Below are 15,366 nucleotides of genomic sequence, written 5' to 3' on the forward strand. Positions count from 1 at the left end.
CTCAGGCCCCGACGCGCACCCAGGCGGTCGTGTCCGTGGGGACGACGAGGTGGTCGCCCTCCGTCCCGAGCCCGCCGGAGGCGACGAGCACCTCGGCCCCCGCCGGCAGCGCGACGGGGTCGGCGCCGACGTTGGCCACGACGAGCACGTCGCCGTTGACGAAGGCGAGCACCCCCGTGCGGCTGGCGGGGTCGCGGTCCTCGCCGTGCTCGGTGGCGATGCCGTGCGCGCGCTCGTCGCCACCGCCACCGCCACCGCCACCGGCACCGGCACCGGCACCGCCCGACGCGGACACGCCGGCCGCGGTCACGGCCTGCGGACCCACCTCCGCCCAGCGCAGCCCGCCCTCGCCCAGCCGCAGCTCGCGCCGCACCCGCAGCGCCGCGCGGTACATCTCGAACGTCGAGCCCTCCACGCCGCGCTGCGCCTCGGCGGCGTACCCGCCCCACCCCTCGGGCTGCGGCAGCCAGGACAGCCCGGTGGGGGAGAAGCCGGCGGCCGGCGCCTCGACGGACCACGGCAGGGGCACGCGGCACCCGTCGCGGCCGAGCTCCTCGCCGCCCGTGCGGAAGAACGCGGGGTCCTGCCGCACCGCGGGGTCGAGCGCCGTGTGGTCCGGCAGGCCCAGCTCCTCGCCCTGGTACAGGTAGGCCGACCCGGGCAGGCCGAGCAGCACGAGCGTCGCGGCGCGGGCGCGGCGCAGGCCGAGCTCCGCGTCGGGCTGCACGTCGTCGGGGCCGATGCCGTTGGGCCGCTCCGTCGGGTCGGGCATGCCGAACCGGCTCGTGTGCCGCACGACGTCGTGGTTGCTCAGCACCCACGTCGTCGGGGCACCGACCGCGTCGTTCGCGCCGAAGGACGCCTCGACGACGCGCCGCAGCGCCCCGGCGTCCCACCCGGCGACGAGGAACGCGAAGTTGAAGGCCGTCTGCAGCTCGTCGGGCCGCACGTACAGGGCGAGGCGCGAGAGGGGCTCGACCCACGCCTCGGCGACCATCGCGCGGTCCCCGTCGTAGGCGTCGAGCACGCGCCGCCACGACCGGTAGACCTCGTGCACGCCGTCCTGGTCGAAGATCGGGTTCGGGTGCGCCTCGGCGGCACCGTCGGCGGCGGCGACCGGGTCGTCCTCCGCCCCCTCGACCATCCGCACGTGCCCGGCCCAGTCGGGCAGGCCCTCCGCCTTGACCAGCCCGTGCGCGACGTCGATGCGGAAGCCGTCGACCCCGCGGTCGAGCCAGAAGCGCAGGACGTCCTCGAACTCCTCGCGGACCACCGGGTTGGACCAGTCGAGGTCCGGCTGGCTCACGTCGAACAGGTGCAGGTACCACTGACCCGGTGTGCCGTCGGGGTCCGTCGTCCGCGTCCACGCACGCCCGCCGAAGATCGAGGACCAGTTGTTGGGCGGCTCGTCGCCGCCGGGCCCGCGGCCGTCGCGGAAGAGGTACCGGTCACGCGCGGGGGAGCCGGGCGGTGCCGCGAGGGCCTCCTGGAACCACGCGTGGTCGGCGGAGGTGTGGTTGGGCACGAGGTCGACGACCACCCGCAGGCCGAGCTCGTGCGCCCGGGCGACGAGGGCGTCGGCGTCCGCCAGCGTGCCGAACAGCGGGTCGACGTCGCGGTAGTCCGCCACGTCGTACCCCGCGTCCTTCTGCGGCGAGCGGTAGAACGGGGACAGCCACACGGCGTCGACGCCGAGCTCGACGAGGTGGTCGAGGTGGGCGGTGATGCCGGGCAGGTCGCCGATGCCGTCCCCCGAGAGGTCGGCGAAGGAGCGCGGGTAGACCTGGTAGATGACGGCGTGGCGCCACCACGGGCCGCCGGGGGCGTCCGGCGCGTGCACGAGGTCGTCGGACACCACCGCCCCGGGCAGGTCGGTGGCGGGCGTACGGGAGTCGGTGGTCACGGGGTGTGGCCTCTCGGTGGTGCGGTCGGGAGGGGTTCGGGAGGTCTGCTGCGCGAGCGGTGCCGCGGGCAGGCCGTCGATCGGGGGCGCGGTCGGGGGGACGGCGCGGGTGGTCCGGCGGCGTGGGTGGACGGGCGGTGCGGGTGGACGGGCGGTGCGGGTGGACGGGCGGTGCGGGTGGACGGGCGGTGCGGTCAGCCGGCGGCGCGGTGCGCCGGCGCGCCGTGGCGCGGGGCGGCGCGGGGGCCGTCGGCGTCGGGCAGCGCCGGCCCGGGGGCCGTGCGCGGCGCGGGCCCGGTGGACCCGCGCACGATGAGCTCGGGCTGGAAGAGCAGCTCCGTGCGCGCGGCGCTGCTGCGGTTGATCTCGGCGACGAGCGCGCTCACCGCCGCGTGGCCCATGGCCTGCACGGGCTGGCGGACGGTCGTGAGGGGCGGGTCGGTGTAGGCGACGAGGGGTGAGTCGTCGAACCCGACGACCGACACGTCGCCCGGCACCTGCAGGCCCATCGACCGTGCCGCCCGCACGGCGCCCAGCGCCATGAGGTCCGAGCTGCACACGACCGCCGTGTGCCCGCTCGCGAAGAGCTGCTGGGCCGCCGCCTGGCCGCCCTCGACCGTGTACAGCGTCGAGACGACGTGCGGCTCCCCGTCCTCGACGCCCAGGTGCTCCGCGAGGTTGCGCAGGAACGCGGCGCGCTTGCGCTGGGCCGGCAGGAACCGCCCCGGACCGATGGCGAGCCCGATGGACCGGTGGCCCATCTGGACGAGGTGGCGCACGGCCAGGTCGATCGCGGCCGCGTCGTCCGTGGACACCGTCGGCGCGGCGATGCCGTGCGCCGCGCCGTTGACGAACACCACGGGCATGTTGCGGTGCAGCAGGCGTTCGTAGCGCTCCGTCGAGGCGGTGGTGTCCGCGTGCAGCCCGGACACGAAGACGATGCCCGCGACCCCGTGCTCGAGGAGCACGTCGACGTACTGGTCCTCCGTCGTGCTGCCGGGGGACTGGGTGCACAGCAGGGGCGTGTACCCGCGCTCGGTCAGCATCGTCTCGATGACCTGCGCGAACGCCGGGAACACCGGGTTGCTCAGCTCCGGCACGATGAGCCCGACCAGGCCGACGGAGCGCGACCGCAGCTTCTCGGGGCGCTCGTAGCCGAGCACGTCGAGCGCGGCGAGCACCGCCTGGCGGGCCTGGGTCGACACGCCGTGCTTGCCGTTGAGCACGCGGGACACGGTGGCCGTGCTCACGCCGGCGAGCTCGGCGAGGTCGGCCATGCGCGTGCGCTCGGGCAGGGAGGGGGGTTCCACCAGACCTCCTCGTCGTGATGGTGGTGACGTCACGTGCTGCGGTGGTCGCAAGCGGTTTGCACGCCTTGCGTCCGCGTTTCGGCACACGGTATCGGCGGGTGCGCAGGCGCTGCAACGATCCGCGCCCGCGCGCCGCCCGGCGCCGCCCCGGTCGTGGGGCTCGGACGGTGCGCCCCGCGCGCCCGCGAGACGCGGATGTCGGCCAGGTCACAGTTCTGCAACGGAGTGAGAACGGCTTGCTGTCCGTGAAAAAGGATTGCTACGGTGCGGGGGTCGCAGCGACGCGCGCCTCCGAGGACGGACCGGCACTCGTCGCCAGCCCATTAAACGACGGAGGAACACCAACATGCGCAGGATCACTTCGACCGTGGCGATGATGGCGGGCGTCACGCTGCTCGCCGCCGCCTGCAGCGGCGGGGGCGGCAGCACGTCGGCGGAGGAGTCCCCCTCCTCCTCGGCCGCCGCCGAGCCCTCCGCCTCCGAGAGCGCCCCGCCGGTCCGCGGCGACGAGGAGCTCGTCATCTGGACCGACGCGCTCAAGCTCGACGCGGTGCGCGCGGTCGCGGACCAGTTCGCCGAGGACAACGGCATCACCGTCGGCGTGCAGGCCATCGTCAACACCCGCACGGACTTCATCACCGCCAACGCGGCGGGCAACGGCCCCGACGTCGTCGTCGGCGCGCACGACTGGATCGGCCAGCTCGTGCAGAACGGCGCGATCGACCCGCTGCAGCTCTCGGCGGCGGACCTCGGCGGCTACGCCGAGAACGCGATCCAGGCGGTCACCTACGACGGCCAGATCTACGGCCTGCCCTACGGCGTCGAGGCGCTGGGCCTGTACTGCAACAAGGCGTACGCGCCCGACACCTATGCGAGCCTCGACGACGTCATCGCCGCCGGCCAGGCCGCCGTGGACGCCGGCCAGGTCGAGACCTCGCTCAACGTCGCCCAGGGCGACGTCGGCGACGCGTACCACATGCAGCCGATCCTCACCTCGATGGGCGGGTACCTGTTCGGCCAGAACCCGGACGGCACCTACAACCCCGAGGACCTCGGCCTCGCGAGCCCCGGCGGCCTCGCCGCGGCGCAGAAGATCTTCGACCTCGGCGAGCAGGGCTCGAACGTCCTGCGCCGGTCGATCAGCGGTGACAACAGCATCGCGCTGTTCGCCGAGGGCCGCGCCGCCTGCCTCATCTCGGGCCCGTGGGCCCTGGCCGACGTCCGCGAGGGCCTCGGCGAGGACGGCTACACGCTGCAGCCCATCCCCGGCTTCGCCGGCCAGCAGCCCGCGCAGCCGTTCCTCGGCGCCCAGGCGTTCTACGTCGCGGCCAACGGCCAGAACAAGACCTTCGCGCAGGAGTTCGTCACGAACGGCGTCAACAACGCCGAGGGCATGACGACGATGTACGAGCTGGCCAACCTGCCCCCGGCGCTGACCGAGGTGCGCCAGTCCATCGCGGCGGACAACCCCGACTTCGAGGTGTTCGCGCAGGCGGCCGACAACGGCAACCCGATGCCCGCCGTGCCGGCCATGGCCGAGGTGTGGGCCCCGCTCGGCCAGGCCTACTCGGCCATCATCGGCGGCGCCGACCCGGCGTCGACGATGCAGCAGGCCCAGGACACCATCGCCGCGGCGATCGCCGCGTCCTGAACCGACGGGGCCCCGGGGACCGGCACGACCGGTCCCCGGGGCGCCCGTCGTCCCCGGGTGGCGCGTCGTCGCCCCCGTCGTCGTCCCCGGTCGTCGTCCTCGTCGTCGTCCTCGCCGTCCCCGCCTGTCAGCGCCGATTCCCGGAGCCCGCCGTGACCATCGCCCCCGACAAGACCGTCTCCCCGCCGCCGGACCGGTCCCGGCCCCGACCCACGTGGACGGCCACCGCCACGTCCGGCGTGCTGCCGCTCGTCGTCAAGATCGTCCTGCTCGGCCTCGCCGCCGCGCTCGCGGTGTCCGTGACGCCCGCGCTCGTGCGGTCCGGCTCCTGGGTGTTCCTCGGCGGCGTGTGGGCCATCGTCGTCGTCCTCCTCGCCGTGTACGCCACGAAGCGCGCCGTCCCGCTGAAGTACCTGGTCCCCGGCACGCTGTTCCTCGTCGTCTTCGTCGTCTACCCCATCCTCATGACGGCGCAGCTCTCGGCGACGAACTACGGCGACGGCACCCGCAACACCAAGGAGGCCACGGTCGCCCGCATCATCGGCGCGTCCGCGGTGCAGGTGCCCGACGCGCCCAGCTACACGCTCGCGGTGGGCACCACGGGGTCCGTGGACACGGGCCCGTTCACGTTCTTCCTCGTCGACGAGGCCACGGGCGACGCCTACGCCGGCGACGACGAGGGCCTGACCCCGCTGGACGCCGACGAGGTGACGATCACCGACGGCACGGTCACCGAGGCGCCGGGGTACACGCTGCTCACGCGCAGCGAGATCAACGACGCGGGCCAGGCCGGCGGCGAGCTCGAGGGCTTCACGGTGCCCGCGGGTGACAACAGCGTGATCCGGCAGCAGGGCTTCTCCGCGATCGAGCTGACGTCACCCCTCGTCTACGACGAGGCGACGGACACGATCACGAACACCGAGACGGGCGTGGAGTACACCCCGCAGCGCAACCAGAACGGCGACCGGTCCTACTTCACCGCCGAGGACGGCACGCGTCTGTCGGACCAGTCGTGGGGCGAGAACGTCGGGTTCGCCAACTACGTGCGGGCCTTCACCGACCCGGCGATCTCCCGCGACTTCGTCGGCATCCTCGTCTGGACGCTGGTCTTCGCGGTGGGGTCCGTCGGGTCCACCTTCGCGCTCGGCCTGTTCCTGGCCACCGTCCTCAACGACCCGCGCATGCGGTTCCAGCGGCTGTACCGCTCGCTCCTGCTGCTGCCCTACGCGATCCCCGGCTTCATCTCGCTGCTCATCTGGTCCGGGTTCTGGAACCGCGACTTCGGCCTCGTCAACGACCTGCTGGGGCTCGACGTCAACTGGTTCGGCGACACGACCCTGGCCCGGATCGCGATCCTGCTGACGAACCTCTGGATGGGCTTCCCGTACATGTTCCTCGTGTGCACGGGCGCGCTGCAGTCGATCCCGTCGGACCTCAAGGAGGCCGCGTCCCTCGACGGCGCCAACGGGTTCACCCAGTTCCGCAAGGTGATCCTGCCGCTGCTGCTCGTGGCCGTGGCCCCGCTGCTCGTCGCGTCGTTCGCGTTCAACTTCAACAACTTCAACGCGATCCAGCTGCTCACGGAGGGCGGGCCCTTCAGCCCCGAGAACCCGACCGCGGGCGGCACCGACATCCTCATCAGCTACACCTACCGGCTCGCCTTCGGCACGGCCGCGCAGCAGATCGGCTTCGCCTCGGCGATCTCCGTGCTGCTCTTCATCCTGACCGGTCTGCTGGCCGCGGCCCAGTTCCGCGCCACCCGCTCCCTCGAGGACGTGAACTGATGAGCACCGTCGCCCCCGCCACCGGCACGGCCGGTGCCGCCACGTCCACCCGTCGCCCCGGCCGGGGCGGGGACGGCGTCGACCCGTCCCGCGCGGCGGTGCGCCGCCGGCGCTGGTGGAAGGAGGTCGGCTGGCGCCACGTCGTCGGCATCATCGCCGTCGTGTACGCGCTGGTCCCGGTCGTGTACCTGCTCTCGGCGTCGGTGAACCCCATCGGCTCGGTCGTGTCCACGGACCTGTTCCCGACCCGCGTCAGCCTCGGCAACTACGCCGACCTGTTCAACAACCCCAGCCGCCCCTTCGCCCGGTGGTTCCTCAACACCCTCGTCATCGCGGTCGTGGTGGTGGTGGCCCAGCTCTTCGCGAGCTCCCTGGCGGCCTACGCGTTCTCGCGCTTCCGGTTCACCGGGCGGCGCGGCGGGCTGCTCACGCTGCTGCTCATCCAGCTCTTCCCGCAGTTCCTCGCGGCGGTCGCGCTGTACCAGATGTTCACGGGCATCGGGGAGGTGGCGCCCGCGATCGGCCTGGACACCCTGCCGGGCTACATCCTCGTGATGATGGGCGGCGCGCTGGGGCAGGTGTGGCTCATCAAGGGCTTCTTCGACTCCATCCCCGTCGAGCTCGACGAGGCCGCGAAGATCGACGGGGCCGGGCACGCCCAGGTGTTCTTCCAGGTGATCCTGCCGCTCGTGCGCCCGATCCTCGCCACCACGGGCCTGCTCGTCTTCGTCGGGGTGTTCGGGGAGTTCATCCTCGCGTCCATCTTCCTGCGGGAGACCGAGATCAAGACCGTCGCCGTGGGCCTGTACGGCGTGCTCGACGCCGACCGGTCCAACAACCTCGGGTGGTTCGCCGCCGCGTCGGTGATCGTGTCCATCCCCGTGGTGCTGCTGTTCCAGTACCTGCAGAAGTACATCGTCGGGGGCATCACGGCGGGCGCCGTCAAGGGATGAGCGGGATGAGCGAGTCCCACCCCCTCGGTCACCGCGCCCGCCCGCTGCTCCAGCCGCACCACGACGGGTCCCCGCTCTACGCGGGGACGGACGCACCGGGCCCGGGGGACACCGTCTCCGTGCGGGTCCGCGTGCCGTCCGTCCCCGGCGCCGACGCGCGCGACGCCCGCGTCGTGCTGCGCTGGGTCCGGGACGGCGAGCCCGTGCTGCGCGAGGCGGTCCGGGACGGCGACGACGACGCCGGCGCCTGGTTCACCGCGGACCTCGAGGTGAGCAACCCCGTCACCTCCTACCGGTTCGTCCTCGTCGAGGGCGGCCGGTACCGGGTGCTCAACGCGGAGGGCCTGCACGCGCGCGACGTCTCCGACGCGGGCGACTTCCTCGCCTCCTCGCACGCCGGCCCGCCCGGCTGGGTCGCCGACCAGGTCGCCTACCAGGTGTTCCCCGACCGGTTCGCACGCTCGGGCGTGCAGCGGCCGCTGCCGGACTGGGCGCTGCCCGCCGGCTGGGACGACCCGGTGGTGCACCGCGGGCCGGACACGCCCCGCCAGGTGTACGGCGGCGACCTCGACGGGGTCGCCGCCCACCTGGACCACGTGGCCGACCTCGGGGCGACGCTGCTGTACCTCACGCCCGTCTTCGAGGGCCGCTCCAACCACCGCTACGACGCGCGGACCTTCGACCGCGTGGACCCGCTGCTGGGGGGCGACGAGGCGCTGGTGCGCCTCGTGCAAGCCGCGCACGCGCGGGGCATCCGGGTCGTCGGCGACCTCACCCTCAACCACACGGGCGACGACCACGACTGGTTCCGCGCCGCGCAGGCCGACGCGGGCGCACCCGAGGCCGGGTACTACACGTTCCACGAGCACCCGCACCGGTATGCCTCGTGGCTCGGCGTGCCGAGCCTGCCCAAGCTCGACCACCGGGCGCCGGCCCTGCGGCGGGCGCTGTACGAGGGGCCGGGCTCCGTCGTCGACCGGTGGCTGCGCGCGGGCCTCGACGGCTGGCGGATCGACGTGGCGAACATGACGGGGCGCCTCGGCGCGACGGACCTGGCGCACGACGTCGCGCGGGCCGTGCGCGGCACCATGGCGCCCGACCGGTGGCTGCTGGCCGAGCACGGGCACGACGCCGCGCCCGACCTCGCCGGGGACGGCTGGCACGGGACCATGGACTACGCCGCCTTCACGCGGCCGGTCTGGACGTGGCTCAACGGCGGGGGGCCGCAGGGCCCCGGGCTGCCGCACGGCCTGGAGTACCTCGGGATCCCCGTGCCGGTGCCGGTGCTGCCGGCGACCGCGGCGGTGGCGACCCTGCGGGAGGTGCGCGCCCGCGCGCCCTGGCGTGCCTGGACGTCCTCGACCCTGCACCTCGACTCGCACGACACGCCGCGGTTCCGCACGGTGGCCGGCGGCGGCACCCACGGGGGCGTCGACCGCGAGGGGCACGGGCGGGCCCGGCACCTCGTCGGGCTCGCGCTGCAGATGACGCTGCCCGGCGTGCCGAGCATCTTCGCCGGCGACGAGCTCGGGCTCACCGGCACGGACGGCGAGCACTCCCGCACCCCGTTCCCGTGGGACCGGCGCGGCACGTGGGACGACGAGACCCTCGACGCCTACCGCACCTGGGTCGACACCCGTCGGGCGCACGTGGCGCTGCGCCGCGGGGGCCTGCGGTTCGTCGACGTGGGGGAGGACCACCTCACGTTCCTGCGCGAGCACGCGGACGGCACGGTGCTCGTGCACGCCGCGCGGGCGCCGCACGCGCCGGTGGGTCTGCCGGCGGCGGCGCTCGGCGTCGCCGGCGCGGCCGCGCTCGAGCCCCTGACCCCGGGCACCGGGGCGGCGGCCGACGTCGGCGCCGGCCTCGTCGTGCTGCCCGCGGACGGTCCCGCCGCCCACGCCTGGCGCCTGCCCTGACGGCCGGGCGGTCCCCGCTCGTTACCCTGGCCCCGTGACCGCCCTCGACGACGCCCGTGCGCCGCGGACGCCCGGGGCCCTGGTGGCCGGTGACGGGTACGACGACGCCGACCGCGAGCGGTGGGTGCCCGAGGGGTCCAAGAACGCCGAGCGCAGCGCCTTCGAGCGCGACCGCGCCCGGCTCGTGCACTCCAGCGCGCTGCGCCGGCTCGGGGCCAAGACGCAGGTGCTGGGCCCGTCCTCCGACGACTTCGTGCGCACCCGGCTGACGCACACCCTCGAGGTCGCGCAGGTGGGGCGCGAGATCGGCAAGGCCCTCGGCTGCGACCCGGACGTCGTCGACACCGCCTGCCTCGCGCACGACCTCGGCCACCCGCCGTTCGGGCACAACGGCGAGCGCGCGCTCGCGGCGCTGGCCCGCGGTATCGGGGGCTTCGAGGGCAACGCGCAGACCCTGCGGCTGCTCACGCGCCTCGAGCCGAAGGTCGCCCGGCCCGACGGCACCTCGGTCGGCCTGAACCTCACGCGCGCGAGCCTCGACGCGTCGGTGAAGTACCCGTGGCGGTTCGGGCAGGGGCCGCTGAGCCCGGCCAGCGGCCGTCCCACGCACAAGTTCGGCGTCTACGAGGACGACCTGCCCGTCTTCGACTGGCTCCGGGCCGGTGCGCCCGCGGGCCGCAAGTGCCTCGAGGCCCAGGTCATGGACCTCGCAGACGACGTGTCCTACTCCGTGCACGACGTGGAGGACGCCGTCGTCGGGGGACGCGTGGACCTCGTCGTGCTCGAGCAGCGCGAGGAGCGCGACCGCGTCGTCGAGGCCGTGCACACCTGGTACGGCGACGCGGTCGACGCCGCCGGGCTGCACGCCGCGATGGACCGGCTCGTCGCCGCGCGGCTCTGGCGCCCCGGCTTCGACGGGTCCCGCTGGGCGCTCGCGGTCCTCAAGGACGCGACGAGCCAGCTCATCGGCCGGTTCGCCAAGGCCGCGCAGGCCGCCACCCGCCAGCGGCACGGGCCGGGCCCGCTCACGCGCTACGCGGCCGACCTCGTCGTCCCGGTGGAGACCGTCGCCGAGATCCTCGTGCTCAAGGGCCTGGCGGTCGCCTACGTCATGGCCCCGCGCGAGCTCGAGCCGCTCTACCAGCGCCAGCGCGACCTGCTCGCCGACCTCGTGCTCGTGCTCTCGGACCGGGCGCCCGACGCCCTGGAGCCGCCCTTCGCGGCGGACTGGCGCGAGGCGGCCGACGACACCGCGCGGCTGCGCGTCGTCGTCGACCAGGTCGCGTCGCTGACGGACGTCTCGGCGGTGGCGCTGCACCGCCGGCTCGTACGGCCGACGGGCGCTGCACAGGTGGTGTGACCGCCGCCGTCGAGGGGTCCGGCCGCGCCTAGACTGCGCCCGTGGCGGGGCGCATCGTGCGGGAGGACGTGGACGCGGTCCGCGAGCGCGCCCGCATCGAGGAGGTCGTCGGCGCCCACGTCGGGCTGCGGCCCGCCGGCGTCGGGTCCCTCAAGGGCCTGTGCCCCTTCCACGACGAGCGCACGCCGTCCTTCCACGTCCGCCCGCAGGTGGGCCGCTACCACTGCTTCGGCTGCGGCGAAGGCGGAGACGTCATCGACTTCGTGCAGAAGGTCGACGGGCTCGGCTTCACGGAGGCGGTCGAGCACCTCGCGGGGCGCGCGGGCGTGCAGCTGCGGTACGAGGAGGGCGGCGCCGCCCGTCCCGGGGAGGAGCCCGGCCGCCGCCGCCGCCTCCTGGACGCGCACCAGGTGGCCGAGCAGTACTACCGCGAGCAGCTCGCGGCGCCCGGGGCGACGGCCGCGCGGCAGTTCCTGGCGGAGCGCGGGTTCGACCGCGCGGCGGCCGAGACCTTCGGCGTCGGCTACGCACCAGCGGGGTGGGACCACCTGCTGCGGCACCTGCGGGGACGCGGCTTCACCGAGCCGGAGCTCGAGGCCTCCGGGCTGGTGAGCCAGGGGCAGCGCGGCGTCTACGACCGGTTCCGCGGGCGCCTGGTGTGGCCGATCCGCGAGGTCACGGGCGACACCGTCGGGTTCGGCGCCCGGCGCCTGCTCGACGAGGACACGGGCCCCAAGTACCTCAACACCCCCGAGACGCCGATCTACCGCAAGTCGCACGTGCTGTACGGCCTCGACCTGGCCAAGCGCGCGATCGCGCAGGACAAGCGCGTGGTCGTCGTCGAGGGCTACACCGACGTCATGGCCATGCACCTGTCCGGGGTGCCGGGCGCCGTGGCCACCTGCGGGACGGCGTTCGGGTCGGACCACGCCCGGGTCCTGCGGCGCCTGCTGGGCGACGTGGGCTCCACCGCGGGCCTGCAGCTCACCGGCGGGCGGTCGCTCGGCGGGGAGGTCGTCTTCACCTTCGACGGCGACGCCGCCGGCCAGAAGGCCGCGCTGCGCGCCTTCGCGGAGGACCAGACGTTCTCCATGCAGACCTTCGTGTCCGTCGAGCCGCACGGGTACGACCCGTGCGACCTGCGCCAGCGGCAGGGGCCCGACGCCGTGCGGGCCCTCGTCGAGCAGCGGCAGCCGCTCTTCGAGTTCGTCGTGCGCTCGACGCTGCGGGCGTTCGACCTGCGGACGCCGGAGGGCCGCGTCAACGCCCTGCGCGCGGCGGCGCCGGCCGTCGCGAGCATCCGGGACGGCGCCCTGCGCCCGGAGTACGTGCGGCTGCTCACGGGCTGGCTCGGCATGGAGGACGAGGAGACCGTGCGACGCGCGGTGCAGGCCGCGGCGCGGCAGGGCGCGGGCGTGGCGGGGCGCGGTCAGGCGGGGCGCGGCGAGGCCGGCGTCCGGGCGGGCGGGCGCGGGCGGGGCGACGAGGGCGCCGGCCCGGGGGCGGACGCCGAGCGCCGGCCCGTCGCCGTCGCGCGCATGCCCGCACCCGACCGCCGCGACCCCGTCACGCAGGTGGAGCGGACGGCCCTGGAGGTCGTGCTGCAGCTCCCGGAGCTGGTGCCGGTCGAGTTCGACGACCTGGGGGAGTCCGCCTTCGAGGCCCCCGCCCACCGTGCCGTGCACGCGGCGGTGCGTGCCGCGGGCGGCGTCGCGGCGGGCCGCGCGCTGGCCGAGGCCGCGCAGGGGACCGCCGCGGGCTGGGTCCAGCGCGTGCTGGAGGAGGCGGCCCTGCCGGTGCAGCCGCTGGTGACCGAGCTCGCCGTGGCCCCGATCCCCGAGGACCGGCCCGACATGCTGGGCGCGTACGCGCGCGGTCTCGTGCTCAGCCTCGTCGACCTCGGCTACACGCGGCACATCGCCGACCTCAAGGGCCGGCTGCAGCGCATGGACCCCGCCCGCGAGCCCGACCTCTACCGCGACACGTTCGCCGAGCTCGTCGCCACCGAGACGCAGCGCATCACCCTGCGCCAGAGCGCCTGAGGGCCCCCTCCCAGGGCGAGGGTCACCGCCGGGTCAGCCGGGTCGGCGCCGGGTCAGCGCAGGGCGACGAGAGCGGCCGGGTCGTCGGCGGGCAGCCCGTCGAGCGCCACCGCGGAGACCGTCATCGACCGCAGGCGCACGTCGCCGCCGTAGGTCGACAGGAACGCCGTGTCGGTGGCGTCCCGGCCGGTGGCGATCCGGACCAGGGACGGCCGGGGTGCCAGGCGCGTGGCGTCCAGGACGTGCCAGGCGCCGTCGACGTACGCCTCGGCCACCGCGTGGAAGTCCATGGGCTTGAGGCCGGGCGCGTAGACCGAGGCGACCCGGGCCGGCACGTCCCGCGCCCGCAGCATCGCCACGACGAGGTGCGCGAAGTCGCGGCAGACGCCCCGGCGGGCCAGGAGCGTGTCGGTGGCGCCGTCGGTCGGGCCGCTGGAGCCCGACAGGTAGGTCACGTGCCGGGCGACCCAGGCGACGGCCGCGTCGAGCAGCTCCCGCCCGCGCAGGCCCGCGAACTGGTCGTCGGCGAAGGCCAGCAGCCGGTCGGAGTCCGCGTAGCGGCTGGGCCGCCGGTACTCCTCGAGGTCGAGGTCCTCGACGGCCGGCTCGTCGGCCTGCCCCGTGACGAGGGCGGTGTAATCGACGACCACCCGGCCGACGGGGGCGTCCACCCGGTGCAGGCGGCCGCCGTGCGGGGCCTTGATCTCGCGCGCGTCGAGCGGGCCCTCGTCGGTGCCGACCGTCAGCAGCTCCTGGCGGTCCCAGGCGCCGTCGGCCACGGCGACCGCCAGGACGAGCTCCGCCGGCGACCGCACGTCGAGCACGAGGTGCGAGGAGACGGAGCGTCGCACGGTCGGTTCCTTCCCCGGCCGCGGCGGCCGGACCAGACAGGGGAGGCGGGCGGGGGTGCCCACCAGCGGGGACGGACGGCGGCGTCCAGCCGTGCCCATCGGCGGGCGGCGGCGGAAATGTACACCGCGCGGGACGGCGCTGCGTGCGACGATGCGGCGCATGCCAGCGGACCCGGGTCTCGTCGTCGGGCCGTCGCTCGTCGTGCCGCGGGCGGAGCTGTCCTGGCGGTTCTCGCGGTCGTCCGGGCCGGGCGGCCAGGGCGTCAACACGGCGGACTCGCGGGCGGCGCTGTCGTGGGACCTCGTCGGGTCCGCGGTGCTGTCACCCGGGCAGCGGGAACGCCTCGTCGCCCACCTGGGGACCCGGCTCGTCGAGGGCGTGCTCACGGTGACGGCGTCGGAGCACCGCGAGCAGCTGCGCAACCGGGCGGCGGCGGAGGTGCGGCTCGTGGCCCTCGTCGCCGCGGGCCTGGCGCCGCCGGCCCGGCCGCGCCGTCCCACGCGCCCGACACGCGGTTCCGTCGAGCGGCGCCTCACCGCCAAGCGGCGGCGGTCCGAGACGAAGCGGTCGCGGTCGGGCCGCGACGGCGGCTGACCGCCGAGGTCGTGCGGTCGCCCTGCCGGTCGCCCTGCCGCCGCCGGAGCCGTCGCGGCGTCGCCGTCCCGGACGCCGAGAGCCCCCGTCCGCCCGGGCGGAGGGGGCTCTCGGGTGCTGCTCCCTCGACTGGACTCGAACCAGTAACCGTCCGATTAACAGTCGGATGCTCTGCCAATTGAGCTACGAGGGAACGTGGCGCGCGCAGAACTGTAGCAGCCCTGCGGGGGCAGCCTCGCACCACGTCCGGTCGGCAGACCCGTGGGCGGACCCGCCGACCAGCGCCGGGACCTGCACGCCGGGTGTCAGCGGGGCAGGCCGGCGGCGTCGAGGACGGCCTCACGGGCCGCGTGCACCGCGGCGGCGACGCGCTCGTCGGACAGGTCCGGCGGGACGTCGGAGAGGAGCTGGGTCGTCAGGGACTCGTCGGCCGCGCGGCGCAGCGCCACGCGCGTGCCGGCCGGTGCGGGGGTCCCGACGGGCAGCCAGTGCACGAGGGACCGCTGCACGCGCTCCCGCACCGTCTGCGCGAACGTCCAGGAGGCGCGGGAGTCGACGAGGGGCAGCGTCGTGGCGGTCCCGTCGACCCAGCGCACGGTGAGCGCACCCGTCCCGTCCGACGAGGCCGTGACGACGTCCGTCCAGGGCCGGTCGACCCGGACCTCGGGGACGTCGGCCGGGCCGCCCCCGTCCTCGGTGCCGTCCCGTGCGCCGTCGTCCAGCACGACGAGGCGCGCGTGGGTCGTCACGGCCCAGCCGTGGCCGTCGGCCAGGCGGACGGACGCGAGCACGCGGTCCGGCAGCCCCCCGGTCGCGGGCGTGACGGCCGTCAGGTGGCGTCGCCAGGCGCGCGGCAGGGTCTCGTTCCGGGCGTCGGTCCGGGCGTCGGTCCGGGCGCCGGTCGCGCGGCGCGGGCGCAGGAGGGAGGGCACGCCCGTCACCCTACGCACGCCGACGGCGCCGGCCCCGGGACCCGTGGGTCCGGTGCCGGCGCCGCC

11 protein-coding genes and 1 tRNA gene are annotated in these 15,366 nt (G+C 75.3%); 7 read left to right on the forward strand and 5 right to left on the reverse strand.

Annotated features, from left to right (window positions below; genetic code table 11):
- Window position 1 precedes the first annotated feature (1 nt).
- Complete coding sequence (locus tag AC2TDM_RS07205; protein ID WP_425319174.1) at window positions 2-1,903, reverse strand: glycoside hydrolase family 13 protein; 1,902 nt, start codon at window positions 1,901-1,903, stop codon at window positions 2-4.
- A gap of 194 nt (window positions 1,904-2,097) precedes the next feature.
- The gene (locus AC2TDM_RS07210) at window positions 2,098-3,180 is read right to left on the reverse strand and encodes a LacI family DNA-binding transcriptional regulator (protein ID WP_090030939.1); all 1,083 of its coding nucleotides are present in this window, start codon (window positions 3,178-3,180) and stop codon (window positions 2,098-2,100) included.
- A 379-nt stretch (window positions 3,181-3,559) separates the two neighbouring features.
- Between AC2TDM_RS07210 and AC2TDM_RS07215 the strand changes: the two genes are divergently transcribed.
- From AC2TDM_RS07215 to dnaG, 6 genes are all read left to right on the forward strand, one after another.
- Complete coding sequence (locus AC2TDM_RS07215; RefSeq protein WP_090030563.1) at window positions 3,560-4,864, forward strand: sugar ABC transporter substrate-binding protein; 1,305 nt, start codon at window positions 3,560-3,562, stop codon at window positions 4,862-4,864.
- A 152-nt stretch (window positions 4,865-5,016) separates the two neighbouring features.
- Window positions 5,017-6,648: an ABC transporter permease subunit gene (locus AC2TDM_RS07220; protein WP_239078572.1), complete on the forward strand. Its 1,632-nt coding sequence runs from the start codon at window positions 5,017-5,019 to the stop codon at window positions 6,646-6,648.
- Window positions 6,648-7,601 (forward strand): sugar ABC transporter permease, encoded by a 954-nt coding sequence (locus AC2TDM_RS07225; protein ID WP_090030565.1) that lies wholly within the window; start codon window positions 6,648-6,650, stop codon window positions 7,599-7,601. The genes AC2TDM_RS07220 and AC2TDM_RS07225 overlap by 1 nt, the downstream gene beginning before the upstream one ends.
- 5 nt (window positions 7,602-7,606) lie before the next feature.
- Window positions 7,607-9,520 (forward strand): glycoside hydrolase family 13 protein, encoded by a 1,914-nt coding sequence (locus tag AC2TDM_RS07230; protein WP_484636226.1) that lies wholly within the window; start codon window positions 7,607-7,609, stop codon window positions 9,518-9,520.
- A 79-nt stretch (window positions 9,521-9,599) separates the two neighbouring features.
- Window positions 9,600-10,880, forward strand: a complete 1,281-nt coding sequence (locus AC2TDM_RS07235) for a deoxyguanosinetriphosphate triphosphohydrolase (protein ID WP_484636410.1) — start codon at window positions 9,600-9,602, stop codon at window positions 10,878-10,880.
- 41 nt (window positions 10,881-10,921) lie between these two features.
- The gene (gene dnaG / locus AC2TDM_RS07240) at window positions 10,922-12,922 is read left to right on the forward strand and encodes a DNA primase (protein ID WP_484636227.1); all 2,001 of its coding nucleotides are present in this window, start codon (window positions 10,922-10,924) and stop codon (window positions 12,920-12,922) included.
- Window positions 12,923-12,975: 53 nt separating this feature from the next.
- Here dnaG and AC2TDM_RS07245 read toward each other — a convergent pair whose 3' ends face one another.
- Entirely contained in the window at window positions 12,976-13,773 is a 798-nt protein-coding gene (locus AC2TDM_RS07245; protein WP_090030571.1) for a transglutaminase-like domain-containing protein, read from the reverse strand.
- Between the two features lie 160 nt (window positions 13,774-13,933).
- Here AC2TDM_RS07245 and arfB point away from each other — a divergent pair, with 160 nt between their 5' ends.
- Window positions 13,934-14,368, forward strand: coding sequence for an alternative ribosome rescue aminoacyl-tRNA hydrolase ArfB (arfB, locus tag AC2TDM_RS07250; protein ID WP_090030573.1), 435 nt, complete (start codon window positions 13,934-13,936; stop codon window positions 14,366-14,368).
- 120 nt (window positions 14,369-14,488) lie between these two features.
- Here the strand turns inward: arfB and AC2TDM_RS07255 are convergent.
- A tRNA-Asn gene (locus AC2TDM_RS07255) sits at window positions 14,489-14,561 on the reverse strand.
- A gap of 112 nt (window positions 14,562-14,673) precedes the next feature.
- The gene (locus tag AC2TDM_RS07260) at window positions 14,674-15,300 is read right to left on the reverse strand and encodes a hypothetical protein (RefSeq protein WP_484636228.1); all 627 of its coding nucleotides are present in this window, start codon (window positions 15,298-15,300) and stop codon (window positions 14,674-14,676) included.
- Window positions 15,301-15,366: the final 66 nt, after the last annotated feature.

Source organism: Cellulomonas sp. plas2 (assembly GCF_057221735.1).

What these genes read in the sequence shown, in the direction of transcription:
- AC2TDM_RS07210 (WP_090030939.1), bottom strand. Translation starts at nt 3,180, where the DNA reads ATGGCCGACCTCGCCGAGCTCGCCGGCGTGAGCACGGCCACCGTGTCC.
- AC2TDM_RS07215 (WP_090030563.1), top strand. Translation starts at nt 3,560, where the DNA reads ATGCGCAGGATCACTTCGACCGTGGCGATGATGGCGGGCGTCACGCTG.
- AC2TDM_RS07225 (WP_090030565.1), top strand. Translation starts at nt 6,648, where the DNA reads ATGAGCACCGTCGCCCCCGCCACCGGCACGGCCGGTGCCGCCACGTCC.
- AC2TDM_RS07230 (WP_484636226.1), top strand. Translation starts at nt 7,607, where the DNA reads ATGAGCGAGTCCCACCCCCTCGGTCACCGCGCCCGCCCGCTGCTCCAG.
- arfB (WP_090030573.1), top strand. Translation starts at nt 13,934, where the DNA reads ATGCCAGCGGACCCGGGTCTCGTCGTCGGGCCGTCGCTCGTCGTGCCG.